Genomic DNA, 15,712 nt, shown 5'->3' with positions numbered 1-15,712 from the left:
ACCCCATGTCCACGGCCCCGAAGCCGATCGCCCTCCCCGTCACCTCCGTTACGTGCCTCGAGGATCGCGCCCACGTCGAGCGCGCCGTCGTGCTCGACCTGGAGGCGGGGGTCCAGCGGCTGCGTCTCGGTCCGGTCAGCGCGCTGGCCGTCGATCGGAGCCTCCACGCCGAGCTGACCTCCGTTTCGCCCGCGACCGTGCTCGACGTGCGGATCGTCCGCAGCTGGACGCCGCGCGGTCTGCTGCCGTCTACCGACGACTCCGCCCTGCGCCACCGCCTACACGCCCTCGAAGAGGAGCGGCTGGCCCTGGGGCGGCGAAGCGACCGGCTGCACGCCCGCCTCGGCCTGCTGGGCCGACTCGCCGCCGATCTGCTGCGGGAGATCGGCGAGGGCGCCGGCTCCGGGGAGACCGAAGGGGCCCGCTGGGCCCGCGAACTGGACCGGGTGGACGACGAACGCGACACGCACGGCGAACAACTGCGGGCCGTGGAGGCCCGGCTGGCCGCTCTCGCCGCCGAACTCCGGGAAGTCCAGCAGGCCCTGCACATCTCCGAGGAGGAGCCCGCCGAGCTGGTCGGCCACATCGAGTTGACCGTGGAGGCCGCGGCCGCCGGGCCAGCCGAACTACGCCTGAGCCACCTCACCCCGTGTGCGCTGTGGCGGCCCGCCTACCGGGCCGTTCTCGATGGGGACGCCCTGACGCTGGAGACCGAGGCGATGGTCTGGCAGCGCACAGGTGAGGACTGGTCGGACGTACGGCTGACCTTGTCGACCGCCCGCTCGGGGCTGGCCACCGATCCGCCGCGGCTGGGCGAGGACCGGCTCACGCTCAAGGACCGCTCCGCAGCGGAGCGCCGCACCATCGACGTCGAGCTGCGCGAGGAGGAGATCCAGGCGCTCGGTCCGGCCCCGGTGCTCGGCCTGCCAGGGGTGGACGACGGCGGCGAGGCCCGCGTACTGAGCTCCCCCGCGCCGGCCTCCGTGCCCGGGGACGGCCGCGCCCACCGCGTGCCGCTCTCCGTCTTCACCACGGCTGCGAGCAGCGAGTACGCCTGCTCGCCCGAGGTGTCGCCGCTGGTCACCCAGGTGGTGCGGTTCGACAACCGGTCCGGCCACGCGCTGCTCGCCGGGCCGGTGGACCTGGTCCGCGGCAGTGGATTCAGCGGCCGCAGCACGCTGGACTTCACCGCCCCGGGCGCCCTCGTCGAGCTCGCCTTCGGCAGCTGCGACGACTACGCGGTGGCCCGGGAGGCCGAGGAGTCCCACGATTCCGCCGGAATCATGCAGCGGACCGTGGTCACCCGCACGGTCCGGGTGCACCTGTCCCGGTTCTCCGCCCCTGGGGAGCACGGCGATCGCGTGGTCGTGCTCCGGGAGCGGATCCCGGTCTCCGAGGTCTCGGCGGTGGAGGTACGCCTGCGGAAGGACGCCTGCTCCCCGACGCCCGAGGAGGTCGACGCCGAAGGCATCGCCCGCTGGGACATCACCCTTCCACCCGGCAGCCGACGCACCCTCACCCTTGTCTACGAGCTCTCGGCGAGCGCCAAAGTCGCCGGGCTCTGAGCGGGGCAGTCCGCTGCACGCATGCTGCGTGGCTCCTGCTCACACGTGCGGCAGCCCGGGAACAAGAGAAGGACACAGCCCTCGGTAGGTGACCCCGATTGCGGACACCGTCAAGCCGAACGTCCTTCCGCCGGGAGCCGCCCAGGGGTCACCGGTCGGGTGTTCGGGTTGCGGCACGGGCGGCGCCACTGGAACCAGGGTCAGCCAGAGAGTGTGCACGTCGATTCCGGGCTTCGGCGGGGCGTCCTGGCAGAGTTGCCCTGAGTACGGGCCACGAGGGATCCCTGGCTTCAAGGGTGTTGGGATTCCACCGGCAGCATGGAGGCCCCCCTGAAGGGCGAACCCCCCAACGGTCCGGAGCCCACCCGGTGGGCTCCGGCCCAGACTGGCTACGGCACCCCCTCCCCCAAGCTGCCCGCCCGCGCGAACCGTGGCCTGGCCCGCTTCCTCGGCGACCAGGACGAGGGCCCAGACAGCGCCGCCGACAGGGGCGAGGCGTGAAGAAGACCGCCGGCCTCGGCCTCGGACACGAGGATCACCCGCTGCTGGGCCGCCGGGTCCGCGACGCCGCCTCCGGTACCGAGGGCGAGCTGATGGCCGTCGTCCTCGAGGCTGTCTCCACCCACACCGGCCCGCGCTGGACCCGCCGCGCCGACATCCGCCCCGAGACCTGCGGCCGCGACCTACCGACCGCTGTGAGCAACATCGAGCCCCTGGAGACCTCCTGAATGCTCCCCACCCAGGCGGACGACCTGGTGCGGACGCCCCCCGTTCGGCTACGACGCGGCCACCCTGTGCGTGTACGCGCTGTGGCCCCCGAAGCGGCCACCCGCGTCCGAACCGAGTCGGCCTGTCCTTGACCGGCCGATCTGCCAGTACACCCCCTACGAGAAGGCCGTCGTCCCCACAGGCGATGCCGAAGCCGAGCCGCCTTTGGCGCCGAAGGGTGGGCTGCCCTGCTCCTTGCTCCGCAGAACGGAAATGCCCACCCGCTCATCGACCTGGCACTGCCGCCGACGGCGCTGGCCGCTTCCATAAGCACATGGCCCCCCGCTGCCCGCCCCCGCGCTCGACAACCGCGGGGGCGGGGCAGCCGGGGACAGGTCCCGGCATCGGGAATGCCGGGACCCGCTGTTCACCGCTTCCTGTTCTGGTCGGCTGGAGGCGGATTGGTTCGGGGCGAGGTCCGTCAGGACGACATGATGAAGCGCAGGGCAAGGCCGGAGGCCGTCGTCCAGTAGGTGACGCGGGCACCGTTGTCGAACGCCACCTGGCCGGGCAACTCGACGTTGATCGGCTCGCTCACCTTGGTGCCGAGGGTGGGGCGCTGGAGGCTGAGGGGGATGGTGTTCGTGTCGTACGTATCCATGCCGCCGCCGGTGGTCATCAGGGCTGCGTATGCCTTCTCACCCGGAGCGAGGGTAGCGGGCGCATCCTCGCTGTCCTTGATCACGGCGATCGGAGCCCTGGCAAGAGCCATCAGACACTGCCTAGACCCATCCCTCGTCGAGGTACACCGTCCAGGTGTCCCCACTGCCCGGTGCAGTTCAACCAACGCTGCAACGTCTGCGATGGCTGCCAGGCCGCGAACATCGAGGTGCAGGCCAGGAGCGGGGCTGGGCCAGGGGGGCTGGGCCAGGGGAACGAGCGGGGCTCCGGCACGGGACGCGTGAGGGCGGGTCCGCGTCGAGGCCTTCGGTCGTTCGCCTGTGCGAGATCAGGGACAAGATCGCGCCAGCGATCCTCGCATTTTCGGGCTCTCTTCGGCCGGACGCGTTGTGTTAACCGCGCAAACAACTTCGTCGGGTTAACGTGTTCTTGACCAACCGTTGACTCGTTCTTGGAGCGCACAAGAGGTGTCGATTGTGCTGGAGGGATGGATGGTGCGAGGTGCGACAGCCGGGCCTGCGCTCGCGATCCTTTTCGCCGTCCTGCTCGCCGCCTGTTCCCGGCACACCCAGCGGCGTTCGCACAAGCGCACAGTGCCCGTCGTGCCGCGGCCGAAGCCCAGTCCGGAATTGAGTCATCGGGGTAGGCGCCGCGCGCCCTCGCCGGTCACGGCGGCCGCGGCGGGCCGGCAGGCCCACCCGCCCACCCGCCACGTCCCGGCGGCGCTCCAGGTCTTCCGCTGCTGACAGCGAAGCGGCGCACCCACTGTCCTGCCCGTCCGACGCGCCGTCACGGCGCGCCAGGAGGAATGACCACGCATGCAGCCCCTCATCGACAACGCCCGCACGTTCGGACAGCGCCCTGAGGAGTTCGCCAAACTCGCCGAAGGCCAGTCCCCCCAGGTCCTGTTCATCACCTGCTCCGACTCCCGGGTCGTACCGGCCCTGATCACCGGCGCCGCCCCCGGTCAGCTCTTCGAGCTGCGCACCGCCGGCAACATCGTCCCGCCGTATGCCTCCGAGCGGCCCACCTCCGAGGCCGCCACCATCGAGTACGCCGTGGAAGTGCTCGGCGTCCAGGACATCGTCGTCTGCGGCCACTCGCACTGCGGTGCAGTCGGCGCGCTGGTGCGCGGCGACGACCTCGACACCGTCCCCGCCGTACGGGACTGGCTCGCGTACGCTGCGAGCCCGCCGGCGTCGGCCGACCCGGACGACCCGGCGGTCGCCGCGTCCGTGCAGCACCACCTGCTCGCCCAACTCCTGCGCCTGCGTTCGTACCCCTGTGTGGAGAAGAGGCTGGCCGAGGGGTCCCTGCGGGTGCGCGGCTGGTACTACGAGGTGCACACCGGGGCCGTTCTCGAACACCGCGCGGACACCGATGCCTTCGAGGCTCTGTGAGCGGCGCCATGAATGCTGTGATCAAGTCTCCGCATCTCAGGCAGGACTTCGCCGCCTCCCTCGTCGTCTTCCTCGTCGCGCTGCCGCTGTGCGTCGGCGTGGCCGTCGCCTCCGGCGTCCCGGCGGAACTGGGCCTGGTCACCGGCATCGTGGGCGGCATCGTCGCGGGACTGATGCCCGGCAGCAGCCTGCAGGTGTCCGGGCCGGCCGCGGGTCTGACCGTGCTCGTCTTCGAGGCGGTCCGCCAGTTCGGGCTGCCCGCGCTCGGCGTGCTCGTGCTGGCCGCCGGGCTGCTCCAACTTCTCATGGGCGCGTTCAAGCTGGGCCGCTGGTTCCGGGCCATCTCGGTCTCGGTGGTCGAGGGCATGCTGGCCGGCATCGGGCTCGTGATCATCGCGGGCCAGCTGTACGCGGCGGCCGGCCTGAAGGCACCGGCGTCCGGGATCGACAAGATCGTCGGGCTGCCGGGGGCGCTCGTCCGCGCGGTCGGCAGCGCTGAGGCCCTGGCCTCCCTCGGGTTGGGCGCGGCCACCATCGCGGTGATGGTGCTGTGGGAGCGCATGCCGAAACGGGCCCGGACGGTGCCGGGCGCGCTCGCGGCGGTACTGCTGGCCACGCTGGCCTCGCTGGCGTTCGGGCTTCCAGTCGCCACGGTGGAGGTGCAGGGACTGCTCGGCGCGATCCAGCCGCCTGGGGCCGACGCCTTCGGTCAGCTGGCCCAGCCGGCCGTCCTCGGCACCATCCTGGCGTTCGCGTTGATCGCCTCCGCCGAAAGCCTGTTCAGCGCGGCGGCCGTGGACCGGCTGCACGACGGGCCGCGCACCGAGTACGACAAGGAACTCATGGCGCAGGGCGCGGGCAACACCGTGTGCGGGCTGCTCGGCGCGCTGCCGATGACCGCCGTGATCGTGCGCAGCTCGGCCAACGTCCAGGCGGGCGCGAAGACCAAGGCCTCCCGCGTGCTGCACGGCGTATGGCTGCTGCTGTTCGCGGCGCTCCTCCCGTCCGTCCTGAAGCTGATCCCGCTGCCCGCCCTCGCCGGCATCCTCGTGTACGCGGGCTGGAAGCTGATCCCGTTCCGGCAGGTCGTGCTGCTGTGGACGGCGTACCGCGGTGAAGCGCTGATCCTCGTGGTCACGGCCGTGTCCATCGTCGCGGTCAACATGTTCGAAGGCGTGCTGATCGGTCTGGCGCTGTCGGTCGCCAAGACCGCCTGGCAGGCCTCGCACGTGAAGCTGGAGGTCATCGACAAGGGCGCGGGCCCCGTCCAGGCGTACCTTTCGGGCAACGCGACCTTCCTGCGGCTGCCGAAGATCCTCGGCAGTCTGGAGGCGCTGCCTCAGGACCGCCCGGTGGAGCTGGACCTGTCCGGGCTGCACCACGTCGACCACGCCTGCCGCACGGCGCTGGAGGACTGGGCCGAGCGGCACAGCGCGGCCGACACGGCACCGGTGAGGGTCACCGCGCCGTAGGCGCACGCCGTGCGCCGACCAGCTGGCAGTCATCATCAAGACGTCGTAGGCCACGTCATGGAGAGAGGGCGGCCCGCCGGCCGGAGCGCTTCGCAGTGCTCAGTCACACATGTGGCTGAGCACTGCGGTTGACTAAGTGGTCGAGTTTGGAAGTCCTTCGGGGGTTGACGCTGAGGAAGCTCCCGTGCCTGGTGGTGGCGTGGAACGCGGCCGAGGGGCGAGTTGACCTTCAAGTTGCATGAAGGTCAACAATCGGGTCCATGGACGGCACCACGGAACTACTGAGCATCAGCGCCTTTGCGCGGCGAGTGGGTCTCGCTCCGAGCGCCCTGCGTTTCTACGACGACTGCCGCGTTCTGCGGCCGGCGTGGGTTGACGGGGCGACCGGATACCGCTTCTACAGCCCTGCTCAGGAGGCCCGTGCCGCTCTCCTGCGCAGTCTGCGAGAAGCGGGACTGCCGCTGGCCGAGGTCACCGTGGTGCTCGACGGGCCCGAGCGTGAGGGCCGAGAGGTGCTGGAGCAGCACCTGGAGAGGATGCGGGACCAGACTCAGACCGCCAAGGCCGCCATCGCGGTGGCTCTGCGTTCCCTGTCGACTGCCGACGGTACGACGGAAGCGCGGATCGGCGGCGTGGAGTTGGCCAGTGCAGTACGCCAGGTGGTGCCAGCCGCAGCCTCCGACATGGAGCACCCTGCGCTTGGCTGCGTCCTCATCGAAATCGATGACGGCGAGGTCCGTCTGGTGGCCACCGATCGCTATCGCCTGTCGATGCGCGTCCTGACGCCGACGGCACTCGATGGAAGGCCCTGCCGTCTGCTGGTGCACGCGGCTGACCTGATCGGGTTCGGGCAATGGGCGGCACGAGTCCACCAAGTCACCATCCAGGTCGGACCGGACGGGGCTCGAGCACGCAGTACGTCAGAGTCCCGTGTCCTGGTGACGACCGATGACCTGTTCCCTGCCTACCGCGAGATGCTTTCGGCTCTGGCCCCGCCCGAATACCGCGTGATCGTGGATCGCCTGGCCCTTCGTGACGCGGTCGACAGCCATGGAGACGCTGCACGCATCGCTCTGAGCTTCGCCGGCGACGAGCTGGTCGTCTCTCTCGCCGATCACTCCAACGCCGTCACCCTGCCTGCGGTCTGCCATGGAGACCTGCCCCAGCGGATCGGGTTCGACCCTGCCGTCCTGGCTCCCGCTCTGGAGGCCAGTGTCGGGCCCGACGTCCTGCTCGAGATCTCCGCCGTTGACCGACCTGTCGTGGTGCGTTCCGCAGACCAGGGCAGCTTCACCACCCTCGTCATGCCGGTCGCCCTCAACACCTCCAGCTGACTCTGCCTCAACACCACACCTTCATCACCGCAGGAGAACCATGACCGACCCCCAGAACATCGTCGTGCAGCTGTGCGTGCAGGGAATGCAGGCCGAGACCGAAGGACGAGATGCCCGAGCGCGGGACCTCTTCCTCCAAGCGTGGGAAGCGGCTGAGGACGACTACGAGGCCTGCATCGCCGCCCACTACCTCGCCCGGCACCAGCCGACCCCGCAGGAGACCCTGCGCTGGAACCAGGAGTGCCTGAACCGGGCCGACAAGGTCGGCGACGACCGTGTCCGCGGCTTCTACGCCTCACTCCACGGCAACATGGCCCGCGCCCACCGGGACCTGGGCCAGATCGACCAGGCCCGCGAACACTTCGAGTCCGCAGCGAAGCACATCGACGACGTCCCAGCAGGCCCCCACCAGCAATGGCTCCGCTACCGCATCGCCGCAGGACTGCGTGCCACCACCCCGGTCGCACCACAGCAGCACGAAGACCCGGTCGGCGAACTCCTCACCAAGCTCTGCGCACGCACGGACCTCGAAGCCCTGAGTCTGCTGCTGCCTCCGTACATGGGCAGCCTCGGCACACCTGAGGACGAGGAGAGCATCACCGCCGCCCTGCGCATGCTCCATGCCGAGCGTCGCCTTCCCGACGAGGAGCAGACCGCCCTCAGCCACGCAATCAAGGTGCGGTCCGCTGTGTGAGCGCCCTGATCCTCGGTGACACGCGCGTAGGCAACCGGCCGCCTTCCTCGGTGCCGACGGACCTTCAACGATCACGCCGCCCTCCGACCTCGCGGTCGGTGGGCCGTCATACGTGCCAGTCACTACCCGCTCCTCCTACCTCCCCGAACGTCCAACGAGGTGGCAGGAAGAGCGGGGGACAGTCAAATCGCTCGGGCTTATCAGCCTGCCGCAGGATCCAGGGGACAGGTACTTGTCCATACGCGCTGCCGTGGCAGTGGTGTTGACCGCCGTCGAGCGCCACCGGCTGAAGAAGATGGCTTACGGTCACAAGACTCCACACCAAGCCCGGCAGCGTGCCTCAGTCGTCCTCCTTGCGGCACGTGGCCTGGCTAATGCCAGGATCGCCGCCGAGACCCACCTGCACGTGGACACGGTCCGGACCTGGCGGGGCCGGTTCGCTCATGGCGGGCTGCCGGCCCTGGCCGACCGCAAGCGCCCAGGGCGCCCCGCCCGTTTCACTCCCGTGCAGGTCGCCGAGGCCAAGGCGCTGGCCTGCCAGTTACCCGCCGAGACCGGCGTACCGCTGTCGCGCTGGTCCTGCCCTGAGCTGGCCGCCGAACTGACCGCGCGCGGGATCACCAACACCGTGTCCGCGTCCACGGTGCGCCGCTGGCTGCGCGAGGACGCGCTCAAGCCCTGGCAGTACCGGTCCTGGATCTTCATCCGTGACCCGGACTTCCGTGCCAAGGCCCAGCGTGTCCTGGACCTGTACGCCCGCACGTTCGACGGTGTCCCGCTAGGCGAGGACGAGTACGTCGTCTCCAGCGACGAGAAGGCCTCCGTCCAGGCCCGCTGCCGCTGCCATCCGACCCTGGCACCAGGTCGGGCCCGGGCGGTGCGCGTCAACCATGAGTACGGTCGCGGCGGCGCGCTGGCCTACCTGGCCGCCTACGACGTCCACCGCGCGAAAGTCTTCGGCCGCTGCGAGCCGAAGACCGGAATCGTCCCCTTCATGAACCTGGTCACCCAGGTTGCCGTAGTGGCGGCCCTTGCGGGTGGCGTACTCGTCGACGCCGACCACCCGCGGCGCGGGCACTTCCGGTTCGGGAAGAGCCTCGACCAGGCGCAGGACCGTACTCCGGCTGATGGACATACCGAGCACGGCAGCCGAGCGGGCGCCCGCTCGGCCGGCCAGGGCAAGGCCGACTGCGGCCAGGGTGGAACGCAGCCGCTCGGTGGGCTGGCCATACCTGCGGGTCAGGCCGGGTATCTGCTCCACGAACGTCCGGCGCGGGCACTTGGTGTTCCGGCACCGGAACCGCCGGACCCACAGCTGGAGGACGACGCTTCGTCCGGCGCTCGGGACATCAGCGAGAAACCGCAGGTAGGAGCTGTGAACTCCCGTCGAGTAGGCTCCGCATCCCGGGCAGGCAGCGCCGGCCGTCGTGCACTGCGCGGCAATGCGCACTTTCTCGACATCCGCGTTCACCGACCGCACCGCGACGTCCGCGATCGCCGGGAACAGCAGCTCCTTCAGCCGGAGCAGGACCTCTTCCACGGCCCGGACTGTCAGCCCAGCCGCACGGACCACGGCCTATTTTCGGGCGACTTCGCATGCCGCTTGGGAACGCTCAACCGTCACTCACCGTGCCCACTGCACGAAAGCTGTGCCAGAACCCGAGTGGGTTCTGGCTCACTTTCCGTGGAGGGCTGACGGAGCGTGACGTCGGTGCTCTGTCTGTCTGCTGTGGGTCTCATCCAATTAGGTGGCATCGCCGGCCGGGCCAGTGTGCCCATCAAGCGGCTAACGGGCTTGGGCCTACGTTGACAGCCGGTAAGGGAGGAAGCGATGACCGATCACCCCCACATTGGTGTGTTCCGGCGCGCCATGGAGGCCTTCTCAGCAGGCGACATGAAGGCGCTGGCGGAGGTCTTCCACCCCGACGTCGTCTGGCACCACGGGGGTCACGGGCCGCTGTCGGGGGACTTTCACGGCCGAGAGGCCACATTCGAGATGTTCGGTCGTGACTTCGAGCTGTCAGGTGGCACGTACCGCCCTCAGCTCCACGATGTTCTCGCCAACGATGCCCATACGGTCGCCCTGCTCCATGCCACTGCGTCGCGCGAGGGCAAGCAGCTCGACATGGACTACGTGATCGTCTTCCACATCAGCGACGGCAGGATCGCCGAAGGTTGGGAGCTCTGGGCTGACCAAGCAACATACGACGAGTTCTGGTCGTAGAGATGTGAGGGGCTGCGGTGGCCTCCACGCCGGCGCGCGCCCGCGACCACCACAGCAGCACCAATGCGCCGTCGTTGATGCACGCCGGGACGGCAGCGAGCGCACGGCCGGGCCGGTGCATCACGGTCAGTCAACCCTTCGCGGAAAGTGAGCCAGAACCCGAGAATGGGAGGCACCCTGATTCTCTGTCCCCGGACCCATGCTGTCGGCGGTGTTCTAGGGTCTGTCGTCAAAGTGATCTTGCGTTGTGGATCATGGAGCGGTGATACGCCTCCATGAACTGTCCGATGCTGAGTGGGGACTCGTGCAGCCGTTGCTGCCCCGGCCTGTGCTGGGGCGGCCCCGGCTGGACGACCGGACGGTCCTCAACGGGATCGTGTGGAAGTTCCGGACCGGGGTCGCCTGGCGGGACGTGCCTGAGCGATACGGGCCGTGGGCCAGCCTCCACACGCGTTTCCGCAGGTGGGCGGCGGACGGGACTTTCGAGCGGATGCTCCAGGCCGCGCAGGCCCGGGCGGATGCCGCGGGAGACATCGAGTGGCTGGTGTCGGTCGACTCCACCGTCGTCCGCGCCCACCAGCACGCGGCCGGAGCCCGAAACGGGGGCTCCGCGACCCGGCGCTCGGGCGGTCCCGCGGCGGACTGACCAGCAAGATCCACCTGGCCTGCGACGGAGCCGGCCGCCCGCTGGCCATAGTCCTGACCGGTGGGAACACCAACGACTGCACCCAGTTCACCGCCGTCATGGAGGCGATACGGGTGCCCCGGCTCGGCCGGGGCCGGCCCCGCGTGCGGGCCAGCCACGTCCTCGGAGACAAGGGCTACAGCTCCAGGGCCATCCGCACCTGGCTGCGGCGCCGCGGCATCGCCCACACGATTCCCGAACGGGCCGACCAGATCGCCAACCAGGCCAGGCGCGGCAGTCTCCGCGGCCGCCCGCCAGCCTTCGACAAGCAGCTCTACAAGCACCGCAACGTCGTGGAACGGTGCTTCAACCGCCTCAAGCAGTGGCGCGGCATCGCCACCCGCTACGACAAGACCGCCCAGTCCTACCAAGCAGCCGTCACTCTCGCATCGCTCCTGATGTGGGCGTGCCACTTTGACGACAACTCCTACTAGGGACTGTTCTGAGTTCAGACCACGTGGTGGGTTGGAGGCTGCGGAGCAACAGAATGCCGCCGTACTATCGAAGTGCAAGGCTCGGGCGGTCCGGTGAATCAGGATCAGCTCACTGGTCGGCATCCAATGGCTCGTACCAGAGGCTCGTCATCGGAGAGCACATGGTCCAGCCCAGCGAGGAGTAGAGCGCCCGGCCCTCGGGCGTGCCGACGAGGACGCCCGTCTTCGCGCCGACCTCGTACGCGGTGCTCTGCAGCGTGCGCATCACCAGGCCACCGAGGCCCTTGCGCCGATGCTCGGCGGCGGTCTCGACCTGGTCGACCACGACCTGGTCACCGGCATGGGCGATCTGTCCGCGGGCGGCGAAGTGCCCGGCGCGCGTGCGGACCAGCACCCGGCTGACGCCGCCCCGGGTCCAACTGGTCAGCGTGTAACCGGCCGGCACTTCGGTGAGCTCCGGTTCAAGGTGACACGTCATCAGAAAGCCGGGAACGTCGCGCCGCCAGCCCTGCCCGACCCAGGGCAGGACCGACTGGTCCTCGGCGAACAGCTTGAGCCACGTCCCGGGCGCGCTCGTCGCGGCGACGATCTTGCGCACGTCGGCCTCGGTGGGCTCCGGCAGCACGTGTCGGGCGACGTGCTTGGGCTGCCCGACGTCGATCGTCCACCCCCACGGCTCGTCGATCGGGTCCGAGCTGCCGCGGGAGACGACCCAGCCGTCGATCCACATCCGCACGAGCTCACTGACCCTGGTGTCCGACATTGCCGCCCGCCCCCCTGAATAGTAATAGCTGATAGCACCAAGTGGACCTTACGCGACAGGGATGGGATTTGACTATAGGGGCAGGCCGCTCGGCCAGGGGCCGCGAGTGCTTGTCACCGGTAGCCACTAGGCAGTGTCTGACAAATGATCACGGACTGGTGTTTCGCGGAGCCAGAGGATCAGCGAGGCCAGGACGACTCCGGCGTGGTAGCGGTCGGCGAGCTTGTCGAACCTGGTCGCGATCGCGCGGAACTGCTTGAGGCGGGCGAAGCATCGCTCAACCACGTTGCGGTCACGGTAGACCTCCTTGTCGAATGCAGGCGGCCGGCCGCCGTGGCGCCCTCGGCGCCGACGGTTGGCCGCTTGGTCGCGACGCTCGGGGATCGTGACGGCGATGCCGCGGCGCCGCAGCAGGTGCCGGATCGCCCGGCTGAAGTAGGCCTTGTCGCCCAAGACTCGGGTCGGTGTCCTGCGCGGGCGGCCGATGCCGACTCTGGGAACTCGGATCCCGTCGAGGACCTGACCGAAGGCCGTGGCGTCGTTGACGTTGCCGGGTGTGAGCACGATGGACAGGGGCAGACCCCGGCCGTCGACGGCGAGGTGGACCTTGGTGGTCAGCCCGCCTCGGGACCGGCCGAGGGCCTGGCGCGTCTGCGAGCAGCCCGGATCTTCCAGTTCGTCCCTGTCTGCGGCCCCCTTTTGCGGGCGCCGGCGGCGTGCTGATGGGCGCGGTTGACCGTGGAGTCGACGGCGACGGTCCACTCCACCCGGCCCACCGCGTCGTCGCGGACCTGGACGTGTTCCAGCAGCTTCGCCCATGTCCCATCCGCTTCCCAGCGGGCGAACCGCTCGTAGACGGTCTGCCAGGGTCCGTACCGCTCGGGCAGGTCGCGCCACGGAGCCCCGGTCCGCAGCCGCCACAGCACTCCGTTGACCACCTGCCGGTGATCACGCCACGGACGACCACGACCATCCACCCGCGGCAAGAGGGGCTCTATCCGCTCCCACGCCGCATCCGTCAACTCACCTCGACCTGCCACAAGATCAATGACCAGACTGCTCGTGCTCGGATTCCCGCGTGGGGTCCGTTACGAAACGGCTCAGCCGGTAGGTGGTCGGCAACCCCAGGCGCCCGCAAAGGGTGTCGATCCGGATCATCGACCCGTCGACTCCTGCATCCCGAAGATGACGCAACCGCGTACGCATCTCCGCCTGGTCCCGTGTATCAACGACCACTTCCCACTGCCCCGCGTCCGGCGCGGTGCGGGCAGCAAGCCGCTGCCGCGCGTCCTCTTGCCGCCGCCTTCTCTTCCCCTGTCCTGACACCTGCCCAGAATCACTGGCTGTCGTCAGGACGGCAAGGCAATTGGACCAAGCACGCAGCTGCTCGGTGATCATTTGTCAGACAGGGCCTAGGACTGTTCCGAGTTCGCCAGCTTGATGATCCTGCCCGACACGGTGAGGCTGCGACCTGCTAGAGGTCCCGGTTGGCGCGTAGTGATCTGACCGATGCTGGATGGGAGTTGGCGGAGGGGTGATCGCCGAGGCAGCGGCGCGCCGGCAGGTCGACCTCAGCCTGGTCGGCGTGGACTCCACGGTCGCTCGCGCACACCACCATGCGGCCGGGATGGCCGCTGACCCGGGCGCGTTCGCGTCGTTGTGCTGTGAGGACCTCGGGGTGGCGGGCGTTGCGGTTGCGCCAGTGGAGGTAGGCATGCAGGGCCCAGGTCTGGGGCGGTGTGGTTGGGGTGGTGTGGTTGGGGTGGTGGGAGTTGGCGAGGGTGAACTGCCGTAGCAGTCCGAAGTGGGCTTCGATGGGGTTGGCCCAGGAGGCGTAGGTCGGGGTGAAGCACAGCTCGACCTTGTTCTTTACCGCCCACCGTTTCATCCGCCGGTTCGTATGGGCGGAGAGGTTGTCAAGGATCACGAGAGCGGGGCGCCGTCCGGGCGGGCGGCCCGGATCGTTCTCAAAGCCGCCCAGGTGTGGTCGATGCCCGTGCGGCGTCGGTTGACGCCCCACATCTTGTCGTCGCCGACCGAGTAGCAGCCGTGGAAGTAGGTGATTCCGTGGGTGCGGCGATAGGTGGCCGGCAGTCGGTCGGGACGGGTTTCCTCGGCCCAGCAGGAACCGGCTGTCGGGCGGATGTCCAGCGGGCCGAATTCGTCGAAGGCGAACGCGCGGGTGGGCCGCTCGTTGATCGCGTACTCGATCCGCTCCAGCTTGGCGTCGATGTCCGGATCCGGGCACTCCTTCCAGGTTTTCGTGCGCTGGAAGGAGATCCCCCGGCGGGCCAGTAAGCACCGCAGGGCCTCGCGGCCTATCCGGATCGGGCGGGCGATGTTGCGTCGCAGGTGATCGGCGAGCTTGCGGATCGACCAGCGGGTGAAAGGCTTGCCGACCTGGGTCGGCCGGGTGGTGGCCGTCTGGACGACGAAGTCCTCATCGTCACCACTGAGCAGGCGGGGACGGCCTCCCGCCCACTGAGGGTTCAGGCATGCGAGTCCGATCTCGTTCTAGCGGTGGATCACGTCGCGGACAATGTCCTCCTCCGCCTGGACCAGACGCGCGATGACCGGGACCGTGCTGCCGCCGGCCGAGGCCAGCAGCATCATCGCCCGCCGAAACCGCACCGAGCTGGTACTGCCCCGCCGCACGATCTTCTGGAAGTTCTGCCCCTCCTGCTCGGTCAGCCTGCGAACCCTGACCGGTTGCGCCATCCCGCCTCCCCATGCTGTTGGAAGCGCCGTCACTTCCAACCAGCACCGAGCAACCCGGCAAAGGTTCGCGGTCACAGCACTAGGCCGTGTCCGCAATGTCGGCTGGTCGTTACTCCGTTCGTGGTGCGACGTCATGAACTGACTGATCAGGCCTGGGAAGTGATCGGGCCGTTGCTGGCTCCGCCCCGGATGGGCCGTCCGGTGCGGGACCGGCGCCAGGTCCTCAACGGGATCCTGTGGAAGCTGTCCACCGGGGCTGCCTGGCGGGACCTGCCCGAACGGTACGGGCCGTGGAAGACGGTCTATGAACGGTTCCGCCGCTGGTCAGCGGACGGCACCTGGGACCGGCTCCTGGCCCATGTCCAGCAGCACTCGGACGCGATCGGCGGGGTCGACTGGTCGATCGTGTGCGTCGACTCGACGATCGTGCGGGCCCATCAGCACGCGGCCGGGGCCCGAAAAGGGGGCCCTGGACCGGCGAGGGACTCGGCCGGTCCCGCGGCGGACTGAGCACGAAGATCCACCTCGCCTGCGACGGCCACGGCCGGCCGCTGGCGTTCACGATTACGGGCGGGAACGTGAACGACTGCACGCAGTTCGAGCCGGTCATGGCCCGCATCCGCATCAAACGGTGCGGGCCCGGCCGGCCCCGCACTCGACCGCAGCGGGTGGTCGGGGACAAGGGCTACTCGTCCCGGAAGATCCGCGCCTACCTGCGACAACGCGGCATCGCCTGCACGATTCCGGAACGTGTCGACCAGATCAGTGGGCGCCTGCGACGAGGCGAGAGCCTGTGCCGTCTCGACCGAACCGTCTACCGGCGTCGCAACGTCGTCGAACGCTGCTTCAACCGGCTCAAGCAGAACAAGGCCCTCGCAACCCGGTACGACAAACGAGCCCGCCACTACAAAGCCCTGGTCACCCTCGCCTGCCTACGACTCTGGCTCCCCACCTGACATTGCGGACACCCTCTAGGGCGGGTCAGAGCCGGGTCCTCGGGAGCATTCACCGCCAGGCCGTCTACCCCGGCAGAA

Annotated in this window: 11 protein-coding genes and 5 pseudogenes; 11 read left to right on the top strand and 5 right to left on the bottom strand. The window is 69.3% G+C overall.

All coding sequences use genetic code 11. From position 1 onward, the window contains the following. Nucleotides 1–5 precede the first annotated feature (5 nt). The 3 genes from ACIPUC_RS14920 (at nucleotide 6) to ACIPUC_RS14910 (ending at nucleotide 2,293) form a co-directional block, all read left to right on the top strand. Nucleotides 6–1,565 carry a mucoidy inhibitor MuiA family protein gene (locus ACIPUC_RS14920; protein ID WP_446589650.1) on the top strand — a complete coding sequence of 520 codons (1,560 nt, stop codon included), beginning with the start codon at nucleotides 6–8 and terminating at the stop codon, nucleotides 1,563–1,565. A gap of 318 nt (nucleotides 1,566–1,883) precedes the next feature. Then, a complete protein-coding gene (locus ACIPUC_RS14915) occupies nucleotides 1,884–2,066 on the top strand; it encodes a hypothetical protein (RefSeq protein ID WP_446589649.1) in 183 nt (60 codons plus the stop codon). Next, a complete protein-coding gene (locus ACIPUC_RS14910) occupies nucleotides 2,063–2,293 on the top strand; it encodes a hypothetical protein (RefSeq protein WP_446589648.1) in 231 nt (76 codons plus the stop codon). The genes ACIPUC_RS14915 and ACIPUC_RS14910 overlap by 4 nt, the downstream gene beginning before the upstream one ends. Before the next feature lie 461 nt (nucleotides 2,294–2,754). On the opposite strand, the gene ACIPUC_RS14905 is transcribed toward ACIPUC_RS14910, so the two are convergent. Beyond that, on the bottom strand, nucleotides 2,755–3,045 hold the full coding sequence (locus ACIPUC_RS14905; RefSeq protein WP_446589647.1) for a hypothetical protein: 291 nt from the start codon (nucleotides 3,043–3,045) through the stop codon (nucleotides 2,755–2,757). 727 nt (nucleotides 3,046–3,772) lie between these two features. Between ACIPUC_RS14905 and ACIPUC_RS14900 the strand changes: the two genes are divergently transcribed. The 5 genes and pseudogenes from ACIPUC_RS14900 to ACIPUC_RS14880 all read left to right on the top strand — a co-directional run. Next, entirely contained in the window at nucleotides 3,773–4,354 is a 582-nt protein-coding gene (locus ACIPUC_RS14900) for a carbonic anhydrase (protein WP_446589646.1), read from the top strand. A gap of 8 nt (nucleotides 4,355–4,362) precedes the next feature. Continuing rightward, entirely contained in the window at nucleotides 4,363–5,826 is a 1,464-nt protein-coding gene (locus ACIPUC_RS14895; protein WP_446589644.1) for a SulP family inorganic anion transporter, read from the top strand. A gap of 260 nt (nucleotides 5,827–6,086) precedes the next feature. Continuing rightward, nucleotides 6,087–7,160: a DNA polymerase III subunit beta family protein gene (locus tag ACIPUC_RS14890; protein ID WP_446589642.1), complete on the top strand. Its 1,074-nt coding sequence runs from the start codon at nucleotides 6,087–6,089 to the stop codon at nucleotides 7,158–7,160. A gap of 40 nt (nucleotides 7,161–7,200) precedes the next feature. Continuing rightward, nucleotides 7,201–7,854 (top strand): hypothetical protein, encoded by a 654-nt coding sequence (locus ACIPUC_RS14885; RefSeq protein WP_446589640.1) that lies wholly within the window; start codon nucleotides 7,201–7,203, stop codon nucleotides 7,852–7,854. Nucleotides 7,855–8,149: 295 nt separating this feature from the next. Beyond that, nucleotides 8,150–8,809, top strand: a pseudogene (locus ACIPUC_RS14880) (IS630 family transposase); the annotation flags it as partial. 390 nt (nucleotides 8,810–9,199) lie between these two features. On the opposite strand, the pseudogene ACIPUC_RS14875 reads toward ACIPUC_RS14880, so the two are convergent. Beyond that, nucleotides 9,200–9,304 (bottom strand): annotated as a pseudogene (locus ACIPUC_RS14875) (hypothetical protein); the annotation flags it as partial. 381 nt (nucleotides 9,305–9,685) lie between these two features. Between ACIPUC_RS14875 and ACIPUC_RS14870 the strand changes: the two are divergent. Together ACIPUC_RS14870 and ACIPUC_RS14865 are read left to right on the top strand one after the other, a co-directional pair. Continuing rightward, nucleotides 9,686–10,078 carry a nuclear transport factor 2 family protein gene (locus ACIPUC_RS14870; RefSeq protein WP_446589639.1) on the top strand — a complete coding sequence of 131 codons (393 nt, stop codon included), beginning with the start codon at nucleotides 9,686–9,688 and terminating at the stop codon, nucleotides 10,076–10,078. A gap of 265 nt (nucleotides 10,079–10,343) precedes the next feature. Further along, nucleotides 10,344–11,197, top strand: a pseudogene (locus ACIPUC_RS14865) (IS5 family transposase). Nucleotides 11,198–11,306: 109 nt separating this feature from the next. On the opposite strand, the gene ACIPUC_RS14860 reads toward ACIPUC_RS14865, so the two are convergent. The 3 genes and pseudogenes from ACIPUC_RS14860 to ACIPUC_RS14850 all read right to left on the bottom strand — a co-directional run. Beyond that, a complete protein-coding gene (locus ACIPUC_RS14860) occupies nucleotides 11,307–11,960 on the bottom strand; it encodes a GNAT family N-acetyltransferase (protein ID WP_446589638.1) in 654 nt (217 codons plus the stop codon). A gap of 126 nt (nucleotides 11,961–12,086) precedes the next feature. After that, nucleotides 12,087–13,000 (bottom strand): IS5 family transposase gene (locus tag ACIPUC_RS14855; RefSeq protein ID WP_446589637.1). Its coding sequence is split into 2 segments (ribosomal slippage): nucleotides 12,087–12,643 and nucleotides 12,643–13,000, totalling 915 coding nucleotides; the frame shifts between segments, so codons are not numbered across the junction. Between the two features lie 581 nt (nucleotides 13,001–13,581). Continuing rightward, nucleotides 13,582–14,678: pseudogene (locus ACIPUC_RS14850) on the bottom strand (IS630 family transposase); the annotation flags it as partial. 123 nt (nucleotides 14,679–14,801) lie between these two features. Between ACIPUC_RS14850 and ACIPUC_RS14845 the strand changes: the two are divergent. Continuing rightward, nucleotides 14,802–15,634: pseudogene (locus ACIPUC_RS14845) on the top strand (IS5 family transposase). Nucleotides 15,635–15,712: the final 78 nt, after the last annotated feature.

The sequence above is a fragment of the Streptomyces sp. LARHCF249 genome, assembly GCF_052871255.1.
This window is presented reverse-complemented; position numbering and strand designations above follow the sequence as displayed.